Source organism: Comamonas sp. GW821-FHT11H03, assembly GCF_058807955.1.
Map to the genome: position 1 here is coordinate 187,202 of NZ_JBXARF010000001.1, position 26,030 is coordinate 213,231.

Consider the following 26,030-nt stretch of genomic DNA (forward strand, 5'->3'; position numbering starts at 1 on the left):
CATGTCCTCTAATGATGTTGATCTCTTGAACACCAGCAGCCTGGAGCCGGCACCGACCCGGCGCAATCGCATTGCACTGCTATCGGTCTGTCTGGCCGCACTGATGTTCAGCCTTGAAATCTCCAGCGTGCCTGTCATCTTGCCCACGCTGGAGTCCGTTCTGCACAGTGACTTCAAAGGCATTCAGTGGATCATGAATGCCTACACCATCGCCTGCGTCTCGGTGCTCATGGCCACCGGGACACTGGCAGACCGGTTTGGCCGCAAGCGGGTCTTTCTGATCTCCATAGCCCTCTTCGCGTTGTCATCGCTGCTGTGCGGCCTGGCATGGAACACACCGATGCTGATTGCCAGCCGCGTGTTTCAGGGGGCCAGCGGCGGCGCCATGCTGATCTGCCTGGTAGCCGTCCTCTCGCATCAATTTCCGCAAGGCGCCGAGCGCAGCCGCGCCTTCAGCACCTGGGGAGTCATGCTCGGCATAGGCTTGGGCTTTGGCCCGCTGATTGGCGGCGTGATCGTCGCCCTATCGGACTGGCGCTGGGTGTTCTGGGTACACGTGCTGATTGCCACGCTGACTTTCTTTCTGGCCACCATCGCCGTGCAGGAATCGCATGACCCCAAGGCCGGCGCGCTGGATCTTGCCGGCATCGTCACGCTGTCCCTCGCGGTATTCGGCCTGGCGTTCTTTGTGACGCAGGGCTCCGATACCGGTTTTGGCAGCATGTCTGCGCTGGCCGCCATGGCTGTGGGTCTGCTGAGTTTTGCGACCTTTGTGTGGGTGGAACTGCGTGCCCAGCATCCCATGTTCGACTTCTCCGTCTTTCGGGTGCGCAATTTCTCCGGTGCGCTGCTGGGCTCCATGGGCATGAACTTCAGCTTCTGGGCGTTCATCATCTACCTGCCCATCTATTTTCAAAGTGCGCTAGGTCAGGATGTCACGGCCGCCGGCGTCTCGCTGCTCGCCTACACCCTTCCCACGCTGGTGTTCCCGGTGGTTGGAGAACGCATCGCCATGCGCTATGGCCCGCGTATCGCCATTCCGCTGGGGCTATTCGCCATCGGTCTTGGATTCATGCTGATGCTCGCTGGCAGCCAGCTCGCCCACAGCCACTGGCTTTACGTGCTGCCGGGCTGCCTGATTGCCGGCGCAGGGCTGGGTATCACCAACACCCCGGTGACAAATACCACCACGGCAGCGGTCTCCAGCGCACGCGCCGGCATGGCGTCCGGCATCGACATGAGTGCCCGCATGATTACGCTGTCTATCAATATCGCGCTGATGGGTTTCCTGCTGGTGCATGGTGTGCAGCAGCATCTGCAAACCGCATTGCGTGAACCCGTAGATGCTGCAGCGCTGCGCGAGATGGCCAACGGCATTGTCTCTGGCAACCTGCACGCCCTGCAGGCAGGCGCTGGTGCCGTCACTTCGCCACAGGCACTGACAGACATTGCCCGCCAGGCGCTGGTACACAGCTTTGGCGGCGTAATGCTCTATGCCGCCATCGCCGTGTGGCTGCTGGCACTGGGCAGCTTTGTGATCTTTTCGGGTCGCAGGACAGCCCGGTGACTTTTATGGTGGTCCATGCCGATGGGCAGTCCAGTGAATGTTGCCGCTCGGACTCTATCGGCGAAACGTTGCCGAACGCATCGCAAGTTCGACGTAGCCACGACTCGATGGTGCGAAGAAACGGGCATTCAGGCCGATGCGCTGTGAACCACGCAAGCAAGTGGCCAGTTACGAGGGTGATGTGGCCGTTCAAGACACCTGACGTTCCACGACTGGTGTTGGCGATTGCTGCTGTTTAGGCACTGAGTCACAAACGACCGCGATCAGCCTGAAGCTGAACTCAGGCCTAAAGGCTGGCTCACAGCGATCGCCGCCACCCGCAGTTGCATCGCTACCTCAATTTATTGCAGCCACCGCCTGGGCACGCTGACAGGCCAAAGCATCCCTCGTGACAATCGGCGAAAATCCACATACCGCATTCCCATATACGTTCCGCTTGTTTCTCGCCCTGTCATTGGCTGCTACTTTGCTGTGGGCATCACAAATTCGGCACCTTTGCCGATGCTCTCCGGCCAGCGTTGCATGATCGACTTTTGCTTGGTGTAGAAGCGCACGCCTTCTTCACCGTAGGCGTGCATGTCGCCAAACAGGCTGCGCTTCCAACCACCGAAGCCGTGCCAGGCCATAGGCACCGGAATCGGCACGTTGATGCCCACCATGCCCACCTGGATGCGACGACTGAACTCACGCGCCACATTGCCGTCGCGCGTGAAGCAAGCCACGCCGTTACCAAACTCGTGGGCGTTGATGAGGTCCACGGCTTCGGCAAGATCCTTCACGCGCACGCAGCCCAGCACAGGGCCGAAGATCTCTTCCTTGTAGATGCGCATCTCTGGCCTCACGTGGTCGAACAGCGTGCCTCCAAGCCAGAAGCCATCGCCACAGCCTTCGCCCGCCGTCATGCCGTCGAAGCCGCGGCCATCGACCAGCAGCTTCGCACCCTCTTGCTCGCCCAGCGCGATATAGCCGCTGATGCGCTCGTGCGCGACACGCGTTACGATGGGGCCCATCTCGGCAGCCGGGTTCTCGCCGTCGAGTACCTTCAGAGCCTTGGTACGCTCGATCAGCTTGGGCAGCAGCTTGTCGGCCACGTCGCCCACCAGCACCGCAACACTGATGGCCATGCAGCGCTCGCCGGCCGAGCCGTAACCGGCACCGATCAGTGCGTCCACCGCCTGGTCGATATCGGCGTCGGGCATCACCACCATGTGGTTCTTGGCACCGCCCAGGGCCTGCACACGCTTGCCGTGGCGTGCGCCGGTCTCATAGATGTAGTTTGCAATCGGCGTGGAGCCGACGAAACTGATGGCCTTCACGTCAGGGTGTTCCAGCAGCGCATCGACGGTCACCTTGTCGCCCTGGACCACGTTGAACACGCCATCAGGCAGTCCGGCCTCCATGAGCAACTCGGCCATGAACAGTGAGGCACTGGGGTCGGTCGGGCTGGGCTTGAGCACAAAGGTGTTGCCTGCCGCGATAGCAACCGGGAACATCCACATCGGCACCATCACCGGGAAGTTGAAAGGCGTGATGCCAGCGACCACGCCCAGCGGCTGGCGCAGCGTCCAGTTGTCCATGCCCGTGGAGACCTGCTCGGTAAAATCACCCTTGAGCAGCTGCGGAATGCCGCAGGCGAATTCCACGATGTCGATGCCGCGGCTTACCTCGCCCTGCGCATCTGTGAACACCTTGCCGTGCTCGGCCGTGATCAGGTGGGCCAGCTCGTCGCGATGCTCGTTGAGCAATTGGAGGAACTTGAACATCACTCGCGCGCGGCGGATCGGCGGCGTGTCTGCCCACTTCGGGAAGGCGGCCTGCGCTGCAGCCACGGCCGCGCCCACATCCTGCGCCGTACCCAGACGTACTTGCCGGCTCACAGTGCCAGTAGCTGGGTTGTAGATGGGTTGCGTGCGAGTGCCATTGCCAGCCTGATGCGTGCCGCAGATGTAGTGGGCGACCTCAGCCCCAATGCGAATGTCGGTCATGTTGAAACTCCTGTTCAATGGAAGAAGATGTGAATGGTCTTAAATTGCTCTCATGAAGGGAGCCTCTCGCGCTTATCCGGTTGTGCCAAAGCAATCTTTTCAATGTCAGAATGCTTCGGGCACAAGAGCCAGCGTGCTTGTGCTGCCCTCGATGAGGGTGTCGCGCATACCAGGCACCTTGGATAGCACGTGGTCAGCGTAGAAATGCGCTGTGGCGATCTTGGCGCTCAGGAAGGCCGTATCGCCCTGCTGACTTGCCAGCAGATCTTGCGCACGCAGCAGTGCTCGGGCCATCTGCCAGCCCGCGACAGTGCTGGCCGCCAGCATCAGGTAAGGCACTGAAGCGGCGTAGACGCTGTTGGGGTGCGATGCAATGTTCCCCAACACGAAATCCACTGCCTGCTCGAATGCCTGCCGGGCCTCGCGCAAGCGGCGGTGCATGGCCTGTGCGGCCGAGCTGTCTGTCCGCGAGGCCAGGGCATCCTCGGTCTGGGTGATCTGTGCGGCAATAGACTTGGCGGTTTGGCCGCCATCGCGCACCGTCTTGCGGCCCACCAGATCATTGGCCTGGATAGCCGTCGTACCTTCGTAGATGGGCAGGATGCGCGCATCTCTGTAATGCTGTGCAACACCCGTTTCCTCGATGAAGCCCATGCCCCCATGCACCTGGACACTCAACGAGGTCGCTTCCAGACTCATCTCGGTGCTGTAGCCCTTGACCAGAGGAACGAGGAATTGGTAGAAGTTACGAAGGCGCTCTCGTGTCTCGGCATCCGTGTGGTGGTGCGCTCCGTCATGCGCAGCGGCCGCCACGGCGGCCATGGCGCGGCAGCTTTCGGTGAGCGCGCGCATGGTCATGAGCATGCGGCGTACTTCAGGGTGATGGATGATGGTGGCGCTGGCCTTGCCGCTGCCGTCCACCGGGCGCGACTGCACTCGCTCCTTGGCGTAGGTCACGGCTTGTTGGTACGCACGCTCAGCCACGGCAATGCCCTGCACACCAACGGCGTAGCGGGCCGCGTTCATCATGACGAACATGTACTCAAGGCCGCGATTCTCCTCACCGACCATATAGCCCACGGCGCCGGGGCCGACGCTATCTGCAATGCTCGCCGCCGTGCCGTCGCCAAACTGCAGCACGGTCGTGGGGCTGGCCTTGATGCCGAGCTTGTGCTCGATGCTGACGCAGTGCACGTCGTTGCGCGCACCAAGCGAGCCATCGGCATTCACGAGGAACTTGGGCACGACGAACAGGCTAATGCCCTTGACACCCTCCGGAGCTCCTGCCACGCGGGCCAGAACCAGATGGACGATGTTGTCCGCCATGTCGTGCTCGCCGTAGGTGATGAAGATTTTGGTACCGAAGACCTTGTATGTGCCGTCGCCCTGTGAGTCAGCCTTAGTGCGCACCAGCGCCAGATCGGAACCAGCCTGCGGCTCGGTGAGGTTCATGGTGCCTGTCCATTCGCCGCTCACCAGTTTCGCCAAGTAGGTGGCCTGCAATTCGTCGCTGCCCGCCGTCAGCAGCGCCTCAATGGCACCGTCGGTCAAGAGCGGGCAAAGCGCAAAGCTCATGTTGGCGCTACTGAACATTTCCGCGCACGCCGCGCCTATGGTCTTAGGCAGGCCCTGGCCACCAAAAGACAGCGGGTGCTGCAAGCCCTGCCAGCCCCCTTCCACGAACTGCTGGTAAGCCTGCTTGAAGCCGGGCGTGGTCGTCACCACGCCATTTGTCCAGGTCGAGGGTTTCTTATCGCCGATCGCATTCAACGGAGCTACCACGCTTTGGGTGAACTTAGCGCACTCGTGCAACACGGCTTGCGCCGTCTCCATACCGGCGTCTTCCAATCCCGGCAGTCGTGCAGTCGCTGCCAGCCCGGCAAGCTCCCGCATGCAAAACAGCATGTCGTCAATGGGTGCAACGTAGGTCATGGTCTGATGTCTCCTGGGGGTCGTCTAGTGAGATACGGCGGCGATGCCCACAGCGGTCTCAGCGCGCACTTCCTGCGCCGGGAATCCGGCTCTGTCCAGAGCGGCGCGCGGCGAGCGGTCCATGAGGGACACCACGACGATAACCAGGAACGCCAGCGGCATTGAAATCAACGTGGGGTAGTCATAGGGGAAAACCGGCTCGGCGAAGTGAAAGATGCGCACCCACACGGCGGGTGAGAGCACCACCAGCGCCAGTGCTATGCCCAGCCCCGTAAGGCCACCCGCCAGCGCGCCGCGGGTCGTCAGTCCGCGCCAATACATGGACATGAGCAGCACCGGGAAGTTGGCCGAAGCGGCAATGCTGAAAGCCAGCGCCACCAGAAAGGCCACGTTCTGGTCGCGAAACAGTAGACCCAGCACGATGGCGGCTATGCCGATGCCAATGGAGGCTTGACGGTTCACGCGCATGGCCTCTCGGGGCGAGACGTGATCGTTCTTGAACACCTTAGAGTACAGGTCATGGGCAATGGCTGAGGCCCCAGCTAGCGTCAGGCCACTAACCACCGCGAGAATGGTAGCGAACGACACGGCGGCCAACAGGCCGAACAGCAGGTTCCCGCCCAGTGCCGTCGCCAGGTGCATGATGGGCATGTTCGAGCCACCCAGCACCGGGCCACCCACCTTGCCATCGACATAGAACGCGGGGTAGTTCGGCAGGATGGCCATGGCGCTCAGGCCCAGGAAGCAGATGACCACGAAGAACACGCCCATCAGGCCGGTGGCGACGAACACAGATTTGCGAGCTGCGCGCGCATCAGGCACGGTAAAGAAGCGCATCATGATGTGCGGAAGTCCCGCAATGCCGAACACTAGCGAGACGGCCAACGAAAGGCCCGAAAACGGGTTCGCCATCAGTTTCCAGGGGCCCTTCATCGCCTCGCCCGCGGGGTGGTGACTGGCGGCAGCAGCAACGAGGGCTGAAAAATCGAAATTGAAATAGCGCAGTGCCAGCACCGTCAGCACGATGCCGTTGCCCAGCATCAGTACGGCCTTGATGATCTGCACCCAGGTGGTAGCAACCATGCCGCCGACCACGACGTACACCATCATCAACAGGCCAACAGCGATGACCGCGTAGGTGTAGTCCACGCCAAACAGCAGCTGCACCAGTTGCCCGGCACCGACCATTTGCACGATGAGGTAGAACAGCACCACTGTCAGCGAGCTGATGGCGGTAAAGATTCGTGTGCTGCGCTCGTCCAGGCGGTAGGAGATGATGTCGCTCAGCGTGTAGCGCCCAAGGTTTCGCAATCGCTCGGCGATCACGAACATGATCATTGGCCAGCCCATGAAAGCGCACACCGCATAGAGCAACGAGTCGAAGCCATTGGAAAATGCCAGGCTGGAGATGCCCAACAGCGTGGCGGCGGACATGTAATCGCCCACGATAGCCAAGCCGTTTTGGGTGCCGGTGATGCCACCGCCTGCAGTGTAGAAGTCCGAGGTAGAACGCGTGTGCTGCGATGCCCACCAGGTGATGCCCAGGGTGATGGCGACGAAGCCCGCGAAGATCAGGATGGCCTGCGTGTTCATACCCGTACCTCCGACAGCAGCCGCTCGTACGAAGCGTCGAAGCGTGTATTGGCGATGTGGATATAGATGCCGGTCAGCACCCATGACAGCGCAATCAGGCCGATGGCGCACGCCACGCCGCCGGTGAGCGTGCCCGCACGGTTCAATGGCACGGCTAGGCTGGCTGGCGATAGGACCGCCGTCAGGATGAAGGCCATACACAGCCCCAGGCACACACCGGCGAAAGCGAAGGCCATTCGGCGGCGTTGTGCCTTGAGCTGCTCGTAGCCAGGGTGGCCGGGCAACCGCCGGCAGATTTCCTCGTTCGAAAGCATCACTTGTCTCCGTTGTTGTTGTGGGGCATCGGGCGAAGTTCGATTCAGTTGCCCAGTTGGACCTTCGGGGCCTTTTTGTTGACGAATTCGCCCAGCCGCTGCTGCACGTCATGCCCCTGTTGGATCATGGCCATCACCAGCCCTTCGGTGAACAGGCCGTCCGTGGCCGACATGTCTGCAATACGACTGATGGCACTGACGATCGCGTAGTTGGACAAGGTTGCGTTGCCCGCGATCTTTTTTGCCAGGGAAAGCGCCAGCTCGAGGGCGGGCTTCTCACCTTTGGCGGTGTCGCACACGTAGTGGGCCAGGCCCAGCTGACGACCTTCATGCGCATCGACGACCCGGCCCGTGAGCATCATCTCAACCATGCGCGGTGCGGAGATGATGCGCGCCGTGCGCACAGTAGCGCCGCCGCCAGTGAAGATGCCACGTGTTCCCTCGGGCAACGCGAAGAAGGTGCCGCTGTCGGCCACACGGACATGGGCCGCGCTGGCAAGTTCCAGCCCGCCGCCTACTACGGCGCCTTGCAGGCAGGCGACCACAGGGATGCCGCCATTCTGGATCTTGTCGAACGCGCGGTGCCAGCCCTGACACACGCGCATGAATTCAACGCCGCTGCGCTCCTTGTCGTGGTGCTCCTTCAGATCAAGCCCGGCGCAGAAGTGGTCGCCCTTGGCCGTTAGGAGAATGGCGCGGATGTGGCTGGGTATCGCCGAGAAATAGGCATCGATGGCCGCAATGGCCTCTTCGTTGAGCGCGTTGCGCTTGTGTTCCATGTTCAGGGTAACAATGCCAACATTGTCCTGCTCGGAAGTCAGCAAAATGGAATGGGACATAGAAATGGCTCCTGGTAATGTGTGAAAGTGGGAAGGGAATAAGGCGAAAGAGAGAAAGAGGGGAAATGGCTCAAGTCGGCCATTGGCGCAATGCCGTCTTCTGGATCTTTCCGGTCGCCGTCATCGGCATGTGGTCGATGAACACCACCTTGTCAGGGATGGACCACTTGGCCACACGCCCCTGGTAGCGCGCGAGCATGTGCTCTGCCGATAGTTCCACTCCAGCCTTCGGAACAATGAACAGAACGGGCCGCTCGCCCCACTTTTCGCTGGCTTCGGCGATGCAGGCGGCGTACTCGACACCCGGCTCCTCCATAGCGATGTTTTCCATCTCGATAGAAGAAATCCATTCGCCCCCGGACTTGATGACATCCTTGCTGCGGTCGGTAATGCGCATGTAGCCATGCGCATCCATGCTGCCGACGTCACCCGTGCGAAACCAGCCGTCTTCATTTGCAGACTCGCTCTTGCCGTAGTAGCGCGAAATGACCCAGTTGCCCTGCACCATCAGATGCCCGGTCCCTGTAGCTATGCCATCATGAGGCAGGCGCTTCCCTTCGTCGTCGACTACCTTGAAGCGTGCACCAAATAAGGGGCGCCCCTGCGACGACAGCACATGCAATGTCTCATCATCGGACAGCGACGCATGCTGCGGCAGCAACTGACATACGGTGCCCAAGGGGGATACCTCCGTCATGCCCCAGGCATGGTGTACCGTAACCTTGCGCTGCGCAAAGGCCGCGATCATGTGTGGCGGACATGCTGCGCCACCGATGACTAGCCGCTGGAGCGTGCTAAAGGCCTGGTCCTGGCTTTCTACGTGGTCGAGCACCCCTTTCCACACAGTGGGAACACCCGCCGACAGCGTCACTCCCGCGCGCTCGCAAAGAGCGTAGAGACGGTCGCCCTGCATGTTCGAACCCGGCAGAACGATCCTGGCCCCAGACATTAGTGCGGAATACGGCAAACCCCAGGCGTTGACGTGGAACATGGGCACCAGGGGCATCACCGCATCGCTGGCCGAGATGGCAAGCGCATTGGGGTGGCTCGATGCGTAGGCGTGCAGTACCGTCGAGCGATGGGAGTACAGCGCCCCCTTGGGCGAGCCTGTGGTGCCGGATGTGTAGCACAGACCGCATGCAGTGTTCTCATCAAACACCGGCCATTCGAAGTTATGGGTGTCGCTGTCCAGCCAGGCGCCGTAGCCTTCCTCAGCACCCTCGCAAAGTGGCACCCAGTGCGTCACGCTCAGGCACCGCAGGCGCAGGAACTCGACCAGCTCTGCGAAGTGCTCGTCGTAGAACAGCACGCTGTCCTGTGCATCGTTGATGATGAAGACGATTTGCTCACGACTCAGACGAGGGTTGACCGTGTGACACACTGCGCCAAGGCCGGCGGTGGCGTAATAGATCTCCAGATGGCGATAGGTGTTCCATGCCAATGTCGCCACCCTGTCACCTTTCTGTACGCCGCGAATTTTCATACCGACAGCCAGCTGTCTAACCCTTTCTCCGAAGTCGCGGTACGAATAGGCATGCAGCCCTCCGTCGTCAAGTGCAGTCAAAATCTGCTGATCTCCGTCATTTTCAAGTGCATGGGTTAGGATTTGGCTGATGAGCAAGGGAATGCTCATCATGTTTCCAGGCTGTTCCATTACGTTGTCTCCTTGCCTGAAGAATAGGCAAAAGACACAGGCTGCTAAATTGCCAAAGTTGACGGGGCATATGCAAAAACTGACAATTTCACCCGCCACGACAGCAACGGTGTCGTTTGCCCTCGTGCAGGACCTGCTGCAAAGCCTGCGTATGCTTTTCCGAGAGCCAGATCTGGACGCCTGCCTGAAGGAAGCAGGCATAGTCAAGGCCTTCATCGACCAAGCTGGCGCGCGGCTGACGCATGACCAGTTGGTGGGGCTCTACCGCGCCAGTGCCGGCGCAACGGGCGATGAGATGATGGGACTGTGGAGCCGCCCCATCAGGACTGGCTCATTGAAATACATCGTCCGGGCGGTGATGGATGCGCCGAGCATCCGTGTGGCGCTGTACCGTTTCACACAAGTCTGGAATCTGCTGCTAGATGACTACCGTTTGAATTTGACCCAGAAAGAGGCCGACCTGTGCATGGAGCTTATCCCTCGCTCATCCAGTTCTAGCGTGAACCGCTTCGGCCACGCACTGATGCTCAAGCTCACGCACGGCATCGTTTCATGGCTTGTCGGGAGAGAGGTTCCGGTGCGCAGCGTGAGTTTCGCGTTTTCGCGCCCCGCTTTTGCTGCCGACTATCCCATCCTGTTTCCAGCCCCCGTGGACTTTGGCAGCAGGTATTCGCAGATCACCTTCGATGGTGACCTGGGAAAAATCCATTCTGCCCGCAGCGCCTTGGAGGTACGCAGCTTCCTAGAGCGAGCCCCCCGTGACTGGATTTTTACCTCCTACCATGAGCACGCCATGCGGTTGAAAGTGCGCGAGTTGTTGTACGCCGATCTGAAGCACACGCTGGATGCAGTGGCAATGCGGCTGCACATGTCTTCGCGAACATTGATCCGCAAATTGCAGGATGAAGGCCTGTCCTTTCAAAGCATCAAGGACGAACTGCGCCGGGATCTGGCCATTCTGAGCCTCGTGCGCGATGACGTCTCGTTAGGCGAGATTGCCTATGCGCTGGAATTCAGTTCACCGGCAGTGTTTCATCGGGCATTCCGCCATTGGACAGGCATGACACCTGGCGCTTACCGGGCTGCGCAACAGTCGTTGCAATGAGCGGCCTCTCCTTGTGCAGCCATCGGCTTGGGGCTCCCGCCGCACCACCCGGGATATGACCAGCTCATCGACGATGCCTCCTCCTAGTTCAGCATGTCGCCTAAACGCTGCGCAATCGCCCGAGCAATGGCGATACCCAAGACCGCGCCATCCTGGCGCTGCCGGTCTGGTCTCCGCGGTCAATGGTCGACACGCCCCGAGTCTGGGGCGATCGGTTCTGGAGGCTCCTTGAGAGCCAGTGAAATTTAAGCCGTCGAGGTTCCCCGTCAGCAGCTCCATCACAACTCTTTTAGAAGGAGCAGTTGTGTTGAACTGCTCGTCAATGAAGACGCTCGCTGCGCCGAAAGGCACTTACTTGTGTAGGTCCGCCAGTCAGTTAATAAGCGGGCCAAGGGACATTCCATCGACAAAATTCGAGGAGTTTTTTGGTGTAGTAGTTGCGCCGTGTTTGTTTCATGCGCGACACCTCCCGCTGTCCGCGCAGTCTCTCGCGTGTTGTATTGACCGCTTGAATCCGCAGACACATTGCCATTTAGCAGGTGATCACGGCATCTGGCTAGCTGTCAGCCGTCAATAATAGACGCCCTCAAAAGCAAATCTGGACACACCACCATGGCAATGAACCATTGGCTTCTTTTCTGCGGCATTTCACTCTTGATCTGCTTTACTCCAGGCCCAGCCGTTTTGCTAGCTATCTCGAACTCTATGGAAGTGGGGATGCGGCGCACTACCTGGAGTTCGCTGGGCAGCTCCGTTGGAATTTTCATAGTCTCAGGGCTAGCGATGATAGGCATGGGGACAATTCTCAGCGTGTCATCGAATGCGTTTCTGCTGATGAAGGTGGCTGGCGCGATGTACCTGATCTGGCTTGGAATCAAGCGCTGGCGTAGCAATGACGGAATACTTGGCGATGCTACCGTCCCCGCGCAGACGCGTCAGCGCGGGAACTGGCAGTTGTTGGCACAAGGATTGGGAGTGTCGATAACTAATCCTAAATCGATCCTGTTCTTTTCCGCTCTGTTTCCACAATTCATAGTGCCGGGCACTTCCCTTTTCACTCAATACCTGCTGCTGACTGCGACATTTGCAGGCTGCGCACTAGTCTCACATGCCTGCTATGTGATCTTCATTTCACTGATCAGGAGCCACCTGGTATCACGCGCAAAGCTTTTCAACCGAATCATAGGGGGCACCTTTATAGCCTTGGGCCTGAGCCTGCTGAAGACTCGACAAAAGCTGACTTGACGTCAGCGAATATGATTCGCATGCATTTCTTGCATCAGGCGTGCTTGGCAGTAGGGCTGCGAAGGTTTCTCCAGGCGATCAAGAAAGCTATTCGGGGGCTTCCTTGAATTTTATTCCGCTACGCAATGAGGGGGCTGCTGGCAGCATTTGGCACATTGGACCCACTGCTGCCGCTTGAACTTCGCCTACCTAGGCGTGCTAAGCACGGTTCACGGTCCTTTTTTCTTGATACCGAATATGCCGGCATTGCTCATGATGGTTCCCCGTCGATGGGCTGATGGAGTATCCAGGAAGTCGTGGTGGCGTGAGCATACAGCGTTCCATCTGGTCCAACAATGCGCCCCTCCGCTGTACTTACCTGCCGGCCTGAACTGGCTTGGGCGGTCCGTGAATGCCACACCGCGGGACCTAAGGAGGGGAACCCAGGCACAAAGGCTCTGGTTGGGTGAACCAGGCCCCTGTCCAAGCCGACATAAGGGGTGAAAAGTCAATCGGCCGTTACGCCGGAATCCTTGATGATCTTGGACCAGCGATTCATTTCACTTTCAACATACCTCTTGTGCTCGGCGGGCTCCAGGCGGGAGTCGGTCACGACGCGCACCCCCAGCGCTTCTTCCCGCATGATGAGTTCGGGATCCTTGAGCGCGGTGCGGATGGCCGCATTCAGTTTGGCCAGGACAGCAGGCGGCGTGCCCCTAGGCGCGTAGACGCCGTGCCACACCGACATCTCAAAGCCCGTAAGCCCAGCTTCCGCTAGCGTGGGCACCTGGGCCAGCACCGGTAGGGTCATCCGCCGTTGACTGGTGACACCGTACACCTTGACCTTTTTTGCTTCGATCTGCGGCACTGCGTTGGTTGCCTGCTCGCACATCAGATCGACCTGCCCGCCCATCAGGTCGGTCATGGCCGGCGCAGTGCCCTTGTACGGCACGAGAGTCATTTTTGATTTGAGGCTTGCCTGCAGGACAAGGCTGCACAGATGGGATGCGGAGCCCACACCGGCATTGGCGAGATTGACCTTTCCCTCATTAGCGCTAATCCATGTACGCAGTTCTGCCAGCTGGGTGGCGGCTAAGCCAGGCTTGCCAATCAGGGTCGATGGAGCCTCATTGATAAGGCCTAGGTACTCGAAATCCTCCAGCGTCTTGTAAGGCAGCTTCTTATAAAGGGCCGGCGCGGTGGACAGCCCGATATGGTGCACCAGTAAGGTGTATCCGTCTGGTGTGGCACGTGCTACCCGCGCCGCACCAATGGTTCCGCCAGCGCCTGCCGTGTTATCGACAACCACGGCCTGGCCCAGGGGCTTGCGCAGCGCTTCTGCCAGGTCACGGGCGATCTTGTCGCTGGGGCCGCCAGCTGAGAACGGGACGACGAGGGTGATCGGTTTAACCGGAAATTCTGCCCAGGCCGAGGTGCTAACGGTGATCAGGCCTATGGCCGCGACAGCCACCTGTTGTTTCAAAATGCCCATGACCTTGTCTCCTGATTTTGTGTTTTTTGTTGAGGTCAGGCGGAAAGAGCCTGCATTTGCGCGTACAGATCAGCCTTGCCCTCGAAGCCAATCCCGGGCAGATAGGGCAATGTCACGTGGCCGTCAATCACCTTCACGCCGTCGGGGAAGCCGCCGAATGGTTGGAACAGGTCCGGGTACGACTCGTTGCCTCCCAGGCCCAGGCCGGCGGCGATGTTCAGCGACATCTGGTGTCCACCGTGTGGGATGCAGCGGCTGGCTGACCAGCCATGTTCCTTGAGCATGTCCAGCGTGCGCAGGTACTCGACAAGGCCATAGCTCAAAGCGCAGTCAAATTGCAGCCAGTCGCGATCGGGGCGCATGCCGCCGTAACGGATCAAGTTCCGCGCGTCCTGCATAGAGAACAGATCCTCCCCGGTGGCCATAGGGTTCTTGTAGTAGTTGCGCAAGGTGGCCTGTAGTTCAAAGTCGAGCGGGTCGCCTGGCTCTTCGTACCAGAAGAGGTCGTACTGAGAGAGCGCCTTGGCGTACTGGATGGATGTGTCCAGATCGAAGCGGCCGTTGGCATCCACGCACAGCTTCTGGCCGTCTTTCAACACGCTGAGAATGGAGTCGATACGGCGGAGATCTTCGTCGAGCGACGCACCACCAATCTTCTTCTTGACCACGGTATAGCCGCGATCAATGTAGCTGCGCATCTCGTCCTTCAGCTTGTTATGGTCCTGGCCGGGGTAGTAGTAGCCGCCAGCGGCGTACACAAATATCTTGCGGTTTGGCGTGCCGTTGCCATAACGGTCTGCCAACAATTGGAAGAGCGGCTTGCCTTCAATCTTGGCGACGGCATCCCACACAGCCATATCGATGGTGCCGATGGCCACGGAGCGCTCGCCGTGTCCGCCTGGCTTCTCGTTGGTGAACATCGCGTTCCAGATCTTGTGCGGGTCGAGGTTTTTGCCGCTGGCATCGATCAGCGAATCCGGATTGGCTTCCAGCACGCGAGGAATAATGCGCTCACGCATCAGCTTGCCCTGACCATAGCGGCCATTGGAGTTGAAGCCATAGCCCACCACCGGCTTGCCATCGCGGATCACGTCGGTAATCACCGCCACCAGGCTCAGCGTCATCTTGCTAAAGTCGATGTACGCATTGCGGATGGGCGAACTGATAGGAATGGTTTTCTCTCTGATCTCAACAATCTTCATGCTTGACTCCGGGTAACGAAACAAATGTCTGAGTCGGTATGATCCGCAGCCGCGCACTGATTGACCAATGCTGTTTTTCTACTCTTTAATGCTTTCAAGGCACCGGCAATGAACATCTCCTGGCTTGAAGATTTTTTGGTCTTGGCCTCAGTAGGAAATTTTTCTCGGGCCGCTGAAGATCGTCATATGACCCAGCCCGCATTCGGTCGCCGCGTCCGAGCGCTGGAGGAGTGGTTGGGGACGGAGCTTTTTGACAGAAGCACACAGCCCGTCAAGCTCACTGAGGCCGGGCAGTGGTTTCAGGCTATCGCGCCAGAATTACTGGCTGAGATTGCGCGGCTACCGGGGGCTGCGCGTGCAGTGGCAGAAGCGAACTCAAAAAGCTTGCGATTCGCTGCGACACATGCGCTGTCGCTGACCTTCGTGCCTGGCTGGTTGCGGCGCTTTGAAGCGCATACGATGGCGGGGACGCTTCAATTGGAGTCGGACATGCTCCATCGGTGCGAGGCTCTCCTGGCTCAAAGCAAGGTGCAGTTCGTTCTGTGCCATGCCCACGCTCAAGCGCCAAGTCAGCTTCAGATGCAAGGCTACCCATCCATCTGCGTGGGTATCGATGTATTGCACCCTGTTTCCGCCATGGGGCCAAAGGGCCAAGCCCTTCACCAATTGGAACGCCCCGGGACGGTTGCCCCTCTTTTGGCCTACAGCGCGGAATCCGGGCTGGGCAGTATCCTTCATAAAACCATCGACCATGCGCTAGGAGCGCTTCAAACACAAACAGTCTTCACTGCCCACTTGGCATCCGTACTACGGACGATGGCACTCGAAGGCAGAGGCATCGCTTGGCTGCCTCAAAGCCTTGTCGGCGATGACCTTGCAGCAGGCACGTTGGTTGCAGCGGCCACTGAAGCGTGGAATATCGATCTTGAAATCCGAGTCTATCGAGCACATTCGCAGTTGGGGAACGCTGCAGAAGCTCTGTGGGGCACGGTCGTGCAGTCAGTGACGGGTAAACCAGCGGAGCTGCACGCCCAAATTCCCGGCCGTTGACGCATCAGGTGGCGTAATTGCTCTCTGCCGTCTAGTGACCTCGAGTGATGGGGCAGCCCTCCCACTCCAAGCCCGGCATCGCACGACCAACTGACCCAGCTACAACGCAGCGTTGAAGGCCCGGGGCTGGTCGACCCTCTGGCTGGACAAGCGCAGGCAATGGTTTGTCGCACCCAGCGGAAAACGCAGGCGCAGCCCGCAGTTCTCGGATGCAGCCATTCATTTTTCTTGACCATCAAGAGCCTGCTTGGCTTGGTTGAGTGGCGCCTCTCGTGTTAATAGGCGCCCATATAGTCGCGCTTGCCAATCTCAATACCGTTGTGGCGCAAGATGGCATAGGCGGTAGTCACGTGGAAGAAGAACTGCGGCAGACCATAGTGCAGAAGATATGCACTGGCGGTCAGCTTCTTTTCCTTTGGCGTGCCGGGGCGCAGCACGATCTCGCGGCTCTCGCTGAGATCAAATTGCTCGGCCTTGAAGGATTCCAGATAGGCTACAGCCTTGGCGACCAATGCTTGCAGGTCGGCGAAGCTGACCTCAGTGTCGGGCCAGGATGGCACCTCGGCACCAGCCAGACGGGAGGCAATGCCCTTGGAGAAATCTGAGGCGATCTGTACCTGACGTACTAGCGGAAACATGTCGGGAAAAAGTCGCGCCTGCAGAAGAGCATTGGGCTCGATATTTTTTTGCGTCGCGTGGTCTTCAGCCTTCTTGAGCACATCGGACAGGGCACGCAACATCTGCAGCATGACGGGAACGGAGGCGTTGTACAGCGAGCTTGTCATAGTGAATTCACTTTTCAGATTGGGCACGATGGCCGGAGCTGGCATGGCAGAGGCCCATGCCGACCATGGAAGGCTAACAGTAAAAGGACAAACATCATGTATGAAGCTTGTAGTCTGCGCGACCTGATACGGTTTCCAAGCGCTGTTCGTGCAGCACGGGAATTAGCACATTACCGAGGGTATTCAAGGTGTGGATGGCAAGGATGAGGTCGAAGCAGGCGCAAATCATCACGGACTCTATTCCACAGGGGGATTTATCTCTTCGCCAGTACTGCGAATCCTCCTTCGCTTCGTGAACTGACGCCATTCATGGCCAACTTTCTTCTTCGCGATCGTTGGAATAACCGTGTCGAAGGGCCGTTCATTAGCCCAAAGCGGAAGTCAAATACAGATGCTCGACAGACTGCGATCGCTGCAAAGCCGCTGTACAACTACACATACAAGGCGTTCATCTGAAAACCATGAGTGGTCAAGCAGCGAGGCGTGCTTGCAAATCGGCGACATCTAGCCCTGCCTTCACATTCCAAGGGATCATCTCTTCGAAATCTTTTTCGCTCTCGGCGTGCGGTAGCTTGTTGAGTACCTGCACTAGGTATTGGTACGGATCGGACCATAGTGGTCAACACCGCCGTTGCATATGCGCCATCCACAGATGGTTGAAAACAGCCAGTTCTTCCGGCTGATGACAAGATTCTTGATACTGCGTTCTGCAATGTTGTTGTCAATGCTCAGAAGTCCATTTTCAACATAGCGAATGACATAGGACCACTGGCGCAGTGCGTAGTGAATGGCTTTGCCCAGCTGTGATTTGGGCGCTACAAGCTTTACGTGCTCGTCCAGCCACGCTTTGAGCTGGTTCAAGATTGGAATGCTGCCGCACTCGCTTGCGCTCTGACACTTCAGCCATTTTCATCTGCGCTTCAATCACATACAGCTTTTGAATCAGCCCAATAGGCTGCAATGCAATCGACTCCTTAGCATTGGCAGCGGGGATGGATTGCTGGACCTCAACGAACTTTCTGCGCACATGTGCCATACAGCCTAAGCGTGCAGCCGCTTGCATGGTGTTGTACCCCGCATACCCATCAACCTGCAGGTAGCCATAGAAATGACCTGCCCGGTTTCTCCGAGACATTGATATCCAGGGAGATGGCTCCCACCCGAAGAGGAGCCCATGAAAAAGAGTCGATTCACGGAAGCGCAAGCACTTCGGCCAGATGGAGGCGGCCGGCATCAAGCGGCTCAAGGCCTTGGCGCTTGAGAACAGCCGCCTGAAAAAGCTCCTTGCCTAGCGGGATCTGGACACCGAGATCCTCAAGGAGGTCAACGCAAAAAATGGTGAGCCCGCAGGCTCGGCGCGAGCAACTGGCCTTCATGCGCACACGGGGCCTGAGTCTGCGCCACTCCTGCGGAGTTGCTTAATACGTCGCGTGCCACGCCCAGCTACCAGCTTCGCCTGCCGGCCAAGGATGCACCAGTGCTCGCTGCGATGAGGGAACTGTCGGCCCTGTATCCGCGCTACGGCTACCGGTGCATCCGCGTATTACCGGGTTGCGAGGGCTTCGAGCTGAGCTGGTCGCGCACGCACCAGTTGTGGCGTCAGGCGGGCTTGCTGGTGCCCAGAAAACGCCCACGCAAGCGCATCCACACGCCGTTCAAGGCCAACATGGTCTGGGCCTATGACTTCGTCTTCGACACCACGGCCAGCGGTCAACAGATCAAGTGCCTGCGGTCGTGGACAAATACACATGGGAGTGCCTGACCATCGATGTCGCCGGGGCCATCCGTTCCAAGCGGGTGAGCGAAGTGCTCTCGCGGCTGGTGAGCCTGCACGGCGCGCCGCTGTTCATGCGCGCGGACAACGGGCCGAAGTTCGTCAGCCAAGCCATCCTGGAATGGATCGCGCAGTCTGGCATCGTCACCGTGCTCAACGATCCTGGCAAGCTGTGGCAGAACGGCACCGACGAGAGCTTCAATGGCAAGTTCCGCGACAAAGTGCCTGTCTATCAAGTGGTTCCGCTCACGCCGCGAGGCCGCCGTACTGATTGACGCCTGGCGCAATCACTACAACGAGGTGCGCCCCCACAGCAGTCTGCAATACTCAACCCCGGCAAAGTTCAAACGCGAGCTCTGCCAGGAACTGCAACCCATCGTCTCCTAGGAAAAACTGTCTCGATTAAACCAGGCAGGTCAAGTACAAAACTGCGTGAGAAAAGTACAAAGTTCAAGAAGAATCGACAACGAGCCGCCTGCGCCGCCAAAAACCAACAAAAACTGTGGGAACTTTGTCTTTAGCACTCTCTCTAACGGAGTGCTAATATGAAGATCATGGAAGAAAGGAAACCTGCAATGAAAACTGCCTCCGGCTCCATTGCTACTGCCTTGGCGCCCGCGAACCCTTGGGCGCTGGTACCTCCGCTGGGCAACCTGGATGCCTATATCTCGGCGGTCAATCGTATGCCAATGCTCACCCTTGAGGAAGAGCAGGACTACGCTCGCAAGCTCAAAGAACACAATGATCTGGACGCCGCCGGGCGTCTGGTGATGTCCCACCTGCGTCTGGTTGTCTCCATCTCGCGCCAGTACCTGGGCTATGGCCTGCCTCACGGCGACCTGATTCAGGAAGGCAATGTGGGCCTGATGAAGGCTGTCAAACGCTTCGATCCCGATCAAGGCGTGCGTCTGGTCAGCTACGCCATGCACTGGATCAAGGCCGAGATCCACGAGTACATCCTGAAGAACTGGCGCATGGTCAAGGTCGCGACGACCAAGGCCCAGCGCAAGCTGTTCTTCAATCTGCGCTCGATGAAGCAGGACCTGAAGTCCGATGCCGCCATGGCCGACGACGATCTGGCCCTGCGCGAGACCCTGACTTCGAACGAAATTGACGCGGTCGCTGCAAAGCTCAACGTCAAGCGTGAAGAGGTCATTGAGATGGAGACCCGTCTGGCCGGTGGCGATGTGCTGCTGGATCCCTCTCCCAGTGATGATGGAGAACAGGCCTTCGGCCCTATCGCCTACTTGGCTGATGCCAGTCACGAACCTACAGCCATGCTCGAATCGCGCCAGCGCGATCATCTGGCAACCGATGGCTTGGTCATGGCTCTGGAAGGCCTGGATGACCGCAGCCGCCGCATCGTTGAAGAGCGCTGGCTCAAGGTCAATGACGACGGCTCTGGCGGCATGACGCTGCATGAGCTGGCTGCCGAATACGGTGTGAGCGCCGAGCGCATTCGCCAAATTGAGGTAGCTGCCATGAAAAAGATGAAAAAAGCGCTGGCCGAGTTTGCGTAAACGCCAACATGCGCTCCAAGCCTTTAAAAGGCTGAAATGCTGAACCTCAAACCCGGATAATTTCCGGGTTTTTTATTTTTCGGCATTGATGCATGCTCTCATGCACACCGATCGCCTATCAAGAATTCAAAAGAGACCTGCCATGCCTATTCGCACTTCGCGCATCTTGAAGAACCTGTCCCGCCGCAGCCTGGTTGCTGCAGGAGTCGCCATGGTGGCGACAGCAATGGCTCCGGCCGTCCTGGCAGCCGACAACTGGCCCGACAAGCCCCTGCACCTGATCGTGGGCTTCCCCGCAGGCTCCTCGCCCGATCTGACGGCCCGCGCGTTGGCCGAGCCATTGGAGAAGAAGCTGGGTCAGACCATCATCGTGGAAAACCGCGTGGGTGCTGGCGGCAATATCGCCGGCGAATATGTCGCCAAGGCTGATGGCTACACCTTCAGCGTGATGATCAACGGCAATATGACCATTGCCAAGATGCTCAACCCTGCCGTGCGCTATGACCCCATCAAGGACCTGCAGCCCGTGAGCCTGATCGGCGTGGCTCCGCTGGTGCTGGTGGCCCCTGCGTCGGCCCCACAAGGCAAGGCCTTTATGGAAGCGGCTGCCAAGGCTGGCGACAAATGGAGCTATGGCTCGCCCGGTGTCGGCACCGTGGGTCACCTGGGCATGGAGTTGCTCAAGAGCCGCTCGGCCATCAAGGCCGTGCATGTGCCCTATACCGGCTACCCCCAGGTGTTCAACGGCATTCAGGGCGGCGACTTGAAGCTGTCCATGCTCCCTCCGGCACTGGCAATGACACAGATTCAGGCCGGCAAGTTGCACGGCATCGGAGTGACCTCTGCAGCACGCAGCCCGCTGGCTCCCGGCCTTCCCAGCCTCAAAGAGCTCGGCGTCAACAACTTTGATCTGGAAATCTGGAACGCCGTGGCTGCGCCCAGGTCCATGCCCAAGGCCCATGTGGACAAGCTGGCGGCCGCCGTCAGCGAGATCGTGCGTACGCCCGAGATGCGCCAGAAGCTGTCCATGCAAGGCTGGCAAGCCGTGGGCAGCTCGCCCGAAGGCCTGAGCAACCGCATCCAGCAGGATGTCAAGGCGCTGGGCACCATCATTCGCGAGCAGGGCATCACGGCGCAGTAAAAGCCGCCCCCTGAGCCGCTTTGCGTCTTCCTCAGAGGGGGACGACGGCCTTTGCTACGGGGCAGCCCTTGCTGGTCATCTCCCGGTTGGGACATCTCCAGTTTTCCGACATCCCGTGCTCTGAGCGCTACTCCGGGTATCGGTTGAAGCTACTGCGGCGTCCTTTATCATGCGCCCGACAGGCATGGGTTTACGCTATGCCGTTGGGCGCATTGTTGTATCTAGGGCAGCGCCACCGCTTTTGGAGCCTTCATGGACGCTGGTACCTGGTTCACGCAACTCAATGCCTGGCAAGTCATGGCATTGGGCCTGGTTTTTTTCGGGGGGATTTATCTGCTGGGCGGCCTGCTCATGGGTGCTCTGACGGCAACTCTTGCCCGTGCCGGTATCGGCAGGCCGCTGGATATACGTCCGCTCAAGCCCGACCAGTTGCAACGTGAATGGCGCCAGTCCTTTCATTCCATACTGATCTTCGGCATAGGCATGATCGTTCCCTGGGGCTTTCTGCAACTGGGCTGGGCCCAGCTCTCGCCCACAGCCAGCGCCGGACGCATTGCTGTGGAGATCTTTGCGCTGCTGATCTGGAACGATGTGCACTTCTGGATCAACCACCGCCTGCTGCACACACGCCGCCTGGTGCGCTATCACGGCGACCATCATCGTTCCGTGGTGACCACGCCCTGGTCCACCTACAGCTTTCACCCCATCGAGGCGCTGATGCTGGGCAACATCATCTTGCTGCCCATGCTGGTGCATGACTTCTATTTCTGGTCGCTGGCCTCTGTGCCGGTGTTGAGCCTGATCCTGAATCTGATCGGCCATTCCAACTACGATTTTTTCCCCTCAGTCCCCGATACCCATCCACTGGCCGCCAGCCGCCGTCACCATCTGCACCACGCGCGCCCGGCGGGCAACTATGGCTTTGCGCTGTCCTTCATGGACCAGCTCATGCGCACGCGGGTCGCAGACAACACCTCCAAAAGCTCCGGTCACTGAATGAGCAGGCACCCAGGCCAGCGCCGGTATCCAGTCCTGCGCCACTGGCGGGACTGGCAATCCGTCTTCTACATGCTCCTGCTGCCGCTGCTCGTGTGGTGGCAATGGAGGCATGGCTTCAGCTTCATTCTCTACAGCATCGAGCTGTTTCTGACCTTGGGCGTAGGCGTGATTCACCACAACCACACCCATGTGCGCATGTGGTGGGGGCGCTGGACCAACCGCTTCACCGATTACTGGCTGACCCTGCTTCAAGGCCACCCCACCTTTGTGTTCTGGCCCGCCCATGTGGCCAATCACCATCGATTTCGCCATGGACCGCGCGATCTGGCACGCACCTACCGGCCTGAGTGGGGCGGCGATACCAACCATCTGTGGGGCTATCTGCTTCATCCGGTTCAGGCGGCTTTCGTGCTGTATCCGCTGTTCTTTCGCTGGCTGAACAACCTGCGCCGTCGCTGGCCTGGAGCCTTTCGCTACTGCATGGGGCAATACGCGTTGTGGCTGGGCAGCTGGAGCTTTTTTCTCTGGCTGGACTGGCAAAAGGCGTTGATCTTCATCATCGTTCCCCAGTTGCACGGTCTGCACTGGCTGCTGGCCACCAACTATCTGCAGCATGCCCACGCCGATGGCCGACCACTGACCAGAGCGCAGCGCAATACTCCGGGTATCGAGCTGAACTACGCGCGCAACTTTGAAGGCCTGGTCAACCCCCTGCTTTTTAATATTGGCCTGCACACCGCGCACCATGAATGCCCACATGCCCACTGGTCCGACCTGAGCGGGCTGCACGAGCGCATTTACCGCCAACGGGTCACACCTTCATTGAACGAGGGTGGCCTGCTGCCTTATATGGGACGCGTGTTTGTATTGGGTCTGGTCTGGCCCGCGGCAAGAACCCAGCCGCAGATGCCACCCGACTCTGTGAAGTAAAAACCTGTTGAGGATCTATGCCTGTTGCCTATTCCAACGTCTATCTGCAATCTGCCGGCATGTTTCTGCCTGGTGCCCCAGTGGACAATGCTGGCATGGATGCGTTTGTCGCACCGCTGAACCGCATCTCCGAGCGTATCAAGCGCCGCATCCTGGCCGAGAACGGCATCCAGACTCGCCACTACGCCATCAATGGCGAAGGCCAGACGGTGTTCAGCAACGCCCGCATGGCAGCTGGCGCGATCGAGGAGACCCTGGCTCTGGCTGGCAAAAAGCTCTCTGATATCGGCTTTCTGTCCAGCGGCTCCTCGGGAGGCGATGCGCTGATGCCCGGCTTTGCCAGCATGATTCAGGGCGAGATGGCCGCCCCGCCCATGGAAACGCTGTCCGTGCACGGCGTCTGCGCCGCCAGCGTGGGCGCCATGCAGGCCGCTGCCATGGCCGTGGAAAGCGGCGCCCATGCGCTGGCCCTGTCGGTGGCCAGTGAAATGCCTTCGCGCCTGTTCAAGCGTTCGCGCTTTGCGGCCCAGGGCTATGACACCGACTTTGACGCCCACTTTCTACGCTGGATGCTGTCCGACGGCGCGGGCGCCGTGCTGCTGGGCGGCCCCAAGGCCCTGCCCCAGGCCAACGGACTGCGCCTCAAGCTCAAGTGGACGCACCAGCGCAGCTTTGCCGGCGACTACCCCGTGTGCATGCAACTGGGCCTGACGGCCGATCGCGGCACAAGCCATCTGGACTTCCCCGCCTGGAGCGATGCCGAGGCCGCAGGCGCTCTGGCGCTGCGCCAGGACATTCGCCTGCTGCCGCATCTGTTCGATGTCTGCATTCACGAATATGCAGCCCTTGCCCACCAGGGCTGGGTGCCCGAACGCGGCATAGACCACTTTCTCTGCCACTACTCGTCGGAGCGCTTCATCCCCGTTGTCGACGAGCTGCTGGGCAAGGCCCAGCTCAGCATTCCGCGCGAGCGCTGGTGGAGCAATCTGGCCTGGCGCGGCAACACGGGTGCAGCCTCCATCTTCATCATGCTGTCGGAGTTTCTGCAAAAACAGGGTCAGCGCCTGAAAGCAGGCGATACCGTGCTCTGCTTCATCCCCGAGTCGGGCCGCTTTACCGCAGGCTACATGCTATGGGAAGTAGAGCCGGATGCGAGTACCGAGCAAACGCCAGAGGCCAGTTTCCCTCGGAAATCTGCACAGTCAGCAGCGCTGCCGGATGATGCTCTTCCCGATGTATCCACCATCGCCGCACCCCATGACCCGGCTGCTGCGCCATCGCAACTGGCACCACTGCTGACCGAGCTGGCCAGCATCTGGCAGGACTACCGCAGCAATGTCTGGCGCACGCCCCTGCTCCAGCGCATGCGCACGCGCCAGTTGCAGATCACCGACTATCTGCGCTGGATGAGCCACTGGATTCCGCAGGTGCGCGAAGGCAGTCTGTGGATGCGCGAAGGCGCGGCCTCGCTGACCGGTGACTACGCCACGCTCGCCTCACTGATCGACCTGCATGCAGGCGAGGAGCAGAACGACTTCAAGATTCTGCACAGCGACTACCTGAAGGCTGGCGGCACAGAGACAGACATCAACCGCCTGCGCCGCAACCCCGGCGGCGAAGCGCTCAATGCCTATCTGCACAACCTGGCTGCCACGCCCAACCCGATCGGCCTGCTGGGCGCCATCTACATCATCGAAGGCACGGGTCAGCGCATCGTTCCCAGCCTGCTGCCCCTGCTGCGCCAGAGCCTGCCGCTGCCGCCCGATGCCTTCCGCTTTCTCGAATACCACGGTGCCAATGACGAGAACCACCTGGAGCGCTGGCTGCTGGCCGTGCAGATGGCCCTGGAGCTGGACAGTGAAGGCACGGCCCAGCAGGCCATCCTGCAGACCGCACGCAACACGGCAGCCATGTACCTGATGCAGTTCCAACATGTGCTGGCCGAGCGATAACCAGAAACAGCAAGAAGCACCGGGAGGATTCATGAAGAACGAGTTCAACGACCATGTCTGGGACGAGCGCGACCCCAGCCCCTGGCTGGCGCTCTACCTCGACCAGAGCACACCTTTGCCCGATGAGGTCAAGGCCGCCTGGCTGCGCGACTGCAGCAGCAGCTCGCGCCAGTTCTTTCTGCCCGCCATGCGACCGCTGGCGCGGCTGTCCATGATCATCATTCAGGCGCTGAAGATCTTTCTGCCCAAGCGCTGGTCGCACTCCATGCTGCTGCACCGCCTGCTGGCCTTCGGCATGAAGAAATTTCTCTCGCCAGAGGCCAACTGGCTCATCATGCGCCACTTTCACCTGGGCTCCCAGGTACTGGCCTTCGTCGCTGCCAATGCCCCGACCAAGGTCAGCACCGCGCCTTTGATGCCTATGGAAATTGACGATGTGAAGGACGAGCTGTTTCTCAAGCACGACCTCAACCTCTTCAACTTCGTGATCCGCCTGAACAAGGCACTGCGCGAGAACGGGCAGGAGCTGGTGCCCGTGGCCGAGCCCGACTTCTCCATGATCCGCGAGTCCGATCTCAGGCTCGAAGACATGCCGCGCGGTCGCTTCAACGTCATCGACCTGCAAAGCGCCATCGAGCTGTACACGCCCATCTACCAGCTACTGCTGACCGACAACGACTTCTGGCGCGCCAGCAACTCGCTGCAGCTCGACGAAACCGTTGCCATTTACTGCGCCAAGATCCTGGCATCGCCAGAGCATCTGGTGCTGCTCAACAACAAGCATCCCATGGTGCCGCTATCCACCCTGTATGCGGCCTACCGCCTGGTGCTGCACGGCCTCTCCACCGAGATGCTGCACTCGCTGCTGACACGCATGGCCAACGGCGAGCACCCCATTCCCGCGCGCGAGCTGGCCAAGATGCACCAGGCCGCCGAGACGGTGATGGATCAGACCGCCGCACAAAGCTGAGC

General features: G+C 59.6%; 23 protein-coding genes and 3 pseudogenes. 14 read left to right on the plus strand and 12 right to left on the minus strand.

Annotated elements, in window-relative coordinates:
* Position 1 precedes the first annotated feature (1 nt).
* Positions 2-1,567, plus strand: a complete 1,566-nt coding sequence (locus tag AC1RTQ_RS00885) for an MFS transporter (protein ID WP_492873693.1) — start codon at positions 2-4, stop codon at positions 1,565-1,567.
* A 461-nt stretch (positions 1,568-2,028) separates the two neighbouring features.
* Here AC1RTQ_RS00885 and AC1RTQ_RS00890 read toward each other — a convergent pair whose 3' ends face one another.
* The 6 genes from AC1RTQ_RS00890 to AC1RTQ_RS00915 form a co-directional block, all read right to left on the minus strand.
* Positions 2,029-3,552, minus strand: coding sequence for a CoA-acylating methylmalonate-semialdehyde dehydrogenase (locus AC1RTQ_RS00890; protein WP_149357367.1), 1,524 nt, complete (start codon positions 3,550-3,552; stop codon positions 2,029-2,031).
* Between the two features lie 105 nt (positions 3,553-3,657).
* Entirely contained in the window at positions 3,658-5,484 is a 1,827-nt protein-coding gene (locus AC1RTQ_RS00895) for an acyl-CoA dehydrogenase (RefSeq protein WP_492873694.1), read from the minus strand.
* Between the two features lie 24 nt (positions 5,485-5,508).
* Entirely contained in the window at positions 5,509-7,077 is a 1,569-nt protein-coding gene (locus tag AC1RTQ_RS00900; protein WP_492873696.1) for a sodium:solute symporter family transporter, read from the minus strand.
* On the minus strand, positions 7,074-7,391 hold the full coding sequence (locus tag AC1RTQ_RS00905; RefSeq protein ID WP_238707865.1) for a DUF485 domain-containing protein: 318 nt from the start codon (positions 7,389-7,391) through the stop codon (positions 7,074-7,076). Before AC1RTQ_RS00905 ends, AC1RTQ_RS00900 begins: the two co-directional genes overlap by 4 nt.
* Before the next feature lie 44 nt (positions 7,392-7,435).
* On the minus strand, positions 7,436-8,230 hold the full coding sequence (locus tag AC1RTQ_RS00910) for a crotonase/enoyl-CoA hydratase family protein (protein WP_492873697.1): 795 nt from the start codon (positions 8,228-8,230) through the stop codon (positions 7,436-7,438).
* 70 nt (positions 8,231-8,300) lie between these two features.
* Complete coding sequence (locus tag AC1RTQ_RS00915) at positions 8,301-9,884, minus strand: long-chain-fatty-acid--CoA ligase (RefSeq protein WP_492873698.1); 1,584 nt, start codon at positions 9,882-9,884, stop codon at positions 8,301-8,303.
* Between AC1RTQ_RS00915 and AC1RTQ_RS00920 the strand changes: the two genes are divergently transcribed.
* Entirely contained in the window at positions 9,844-10,989 is a 1,146-nt protein-coding gene (locus AC1RTQ_RS00920) for an AraC family transcriptional regulator (RefSeq protein WP_492873699.1), read from the plus strand. The genes AC1RTQ_RS00915 and AC1RTQ_RS00920 overlap by 41 nt on opposite strands.
* Positions 10,990-11,601: 612 nt before the next feature.
* Positions 11,602-12,234, plus strand: coding sequence for a LysE family translocator (locus AC1RTQ_RS00925; RefSeq protein WP_492873701.1), 633 nt, complete (start codon positions 11,602-11,604; stop codon positions 12,232-12,234).
* A gap of 250 nt (positions 12,235-12,484) precedes the next feature.
* Here the strand turns inward: AC1RTQ_RS00925 and AC1RTQ_RS00930 are convergent.
* From AC1RTQ_RS00930 to AC1RTQ_RS00940, 3 genes and pseudogenes are all read right to left on the minus strand, one after another.
* Positions 12,485-12,601, minus strand: a pseudogene (locus AC1RTQ_RS00930) (aromatic compound catabolic protein); the annotation flags it as partial.
* 120 nt (positions 12,602-12,721) lie between these two features.
* Positions 12,722-13,705, minus strand: a complete 984-nt coding sequence (locus tag AC1RTQ_RS00935) for a tripartite tricarboxylate transporter substrate-binding protein (protein ID WP_492873702.1) — start codon at positions 13,703-13,705, stop codon at positions 12,722-12,724.
* Between the two features lie 35 nt (positions 13,706-13,740).
* Entirely contained in the window at positions 13,741-14,907 is a 1,167-nt protein-coding gene (locus AC1RTQ_RS00940; protein ID WP_492873703.1) for a mandelate racemase/muconate lactonizing enzyme family protein, read from the minus strand.
* 108 nt (positions 14,908-15,015) lie between these two features.
* Here AC1RTQ_RS00940 and AC1RTQ_RS00945 point away from each other — a divergent pair, with 108 nt between their 5' ends.
* Entirely contained in the window at positions 15,016-15,957 is a 942-nt protein-coding gene (locus AC1RTQ_RS00945) for a LysR family transcriptional regulator (protein ID WP_302093202.1), read from the plus strand.
* A 112-nt stretch (positions 15,958-16,069) separates the two neighbouring features.
* Positions 16,070-16,212, plus strand: a pseudogene (locus AC1RTQ_RS00950) (transposase); the annotation flags it as partial.
* 20 nt (positions 16,213-16,232) lie between these two features.
* Here AC1RTQ_RS00950 and AC1RTQ_RS00955 read toward each other — a convergent pair.
* The 3 genes and pseudogenes from AC1RTQ_RS00955 to AC1RTQ_RS00965 form a co-directional block, all read right to left on the minus strand.
* On the minus strand, positions 16,233-16,742 hold the full coding sequence (locus tag AC1RTQ_RS00955; RefSeq protein WP_492873705.1) for a DUF1993 domain-containing protein: 510 nt from the start codon (positions 16,740-16,742) through the stop codon (positions 16,233-16,235).
* Positions 16,743-17,211: 469 nt separating this feature from the next.
* On the minus strand, positions 17,212-17,331 hold the full coding sequence (locus tag AC1RTQ_RS00960; protein ID WP_367882815.1) for a hypothetical protein: 120 nt from the start codon (positions 17,329-17,331) through the stop codon (positions 17,212-17,214).
* A pseudogene (locus AC1RTQ_RS00965) lies at positions 17,331-17,976 on the minus strand (IS66 family transposase). The gene AC1RTQ_RS00960 and the pseudogene AC1RTQ_RS00965 overlap by 1 nt, the downstream one beginning before the upstream one ends.
* 180 nt (positions 17,977-18,156) lie before the next feature.
* Here AC1RTQ_RS00965 and AC1RTQ_RS00970 point away from each other — a divergent pair.
* From AC1RTQ_RS00970 to AC1RTQ_RS01010, 9 genes are all read left to right on the plus strand, one after another.
* Entirely contained in the window at positions 18,157-18,504 is a 348-nt protein-coding gene (locus AC1RTQ_RS00970) for a hypothetical protein (RefSeq protein ID WP_492873706.1), read from the plus strand.
* Positions 18,477-18,791, plus strand: coding sequence for a hypothetical protein (locus AC1RTQ_RS00975; protein WP_492873708.1), 315 nt, complete (start codon positions 18,477-18,479; stop codon positions 18,789-18,791). Before AC1RTQ_RS00970 ends, AC1RTQ_RS00975 begins: the two co-directional genes overlap by 28 nt.
* The gene (locus AC1RTQ_RS00980; RefSeq protein ID WP_492873709.1) at positions 18,718-18,903 is read left to right on the plus strand and encodes an integrase core domain-containing protein; all 186 of its coding nucleotides are present in this window, start codon (positions 18,718-18,720) and stop codon (positions 18,901-18,903) included. Before AC1RTQ_RS00975 ends, AC1RTQ_RS00980 begins: the two co-directional genes overlap by 74 nt.
* Before the next feature lie 188 nt (positions 18,904-19,091).
* Positions 19,092-20,036 (plus strand): RNA polymerase sigma factor RpoH, encoded by a 945-nt coding sequence (rpoH, locus tag AC1RTQ_RS00985; RefSeq protein WP_304351268.1) that lies wholly within the window; start codon positions 19,092-19,094, stop codon positions 20,034-20,036.
* 142 nt (positions 20,037-20,178) lie between these two features.
* Positions 20,179-21,177 carry a Bug family tripartite tricarboxylate transporter substrate binding protein gene (locus AC1RTQ_RS00990; RefSeq protein WP_492873712.1) on the plus strand — a complete coding sequence of 333 codons (999 nt, stop codon included), beginning with the start codon at positions 20,179-20,181 and terminating at the stop codon, positions 21,175-21,177.
* 252 nt (positions 21,178-21,429) lie between these two features.
* Entirely contained in the window at positions 21,430-22,173 is a 744-nt protein-coding gene (locus tag AC1RTQ_RS00995; RefSeq protein WP_492873713.1) for a sterol desaturase family protein, read from the plus strand.
* Positions 22,174-23,106: a fatty acid desaturase gene (locus AC1RTQ_RS01000; protein ID WP_302089218.1), complete on the plus strand. Its 933-nt coding sequence runs from the start codon at positions 22,174-22,176 to the stop codon at positions 23,104-23,106.
* 17 nt (positions 23,107-23,123) lie between these two features.
* Positions 23,124-25,058, plus strand: a complete 1,935-nt coding sequence (locus tag AC1RTQ_RS01005) for an iron-containing redox enzyme family protein (RefSeq protein ID WP_492873716.1) — start codon at positions 23,124-23,126, stop codon at positions 25,056-25,058.
* Between the two features lie 31 nt (positions 25,059-25,089).
* Positions 25,090-26,028, plus strand: coding sequence for a DUF6999 family protein (locus tag AC1RTQ_RS01010; RefSeq protein ID WP_492873717.1), 939 nt, complete (start codon positions 25,090-25,092; stop codon positions 26,026-26,028).
* The last annotated feature ends 2 nt before the right edge of the window (positions 26,029-26,030 follow it).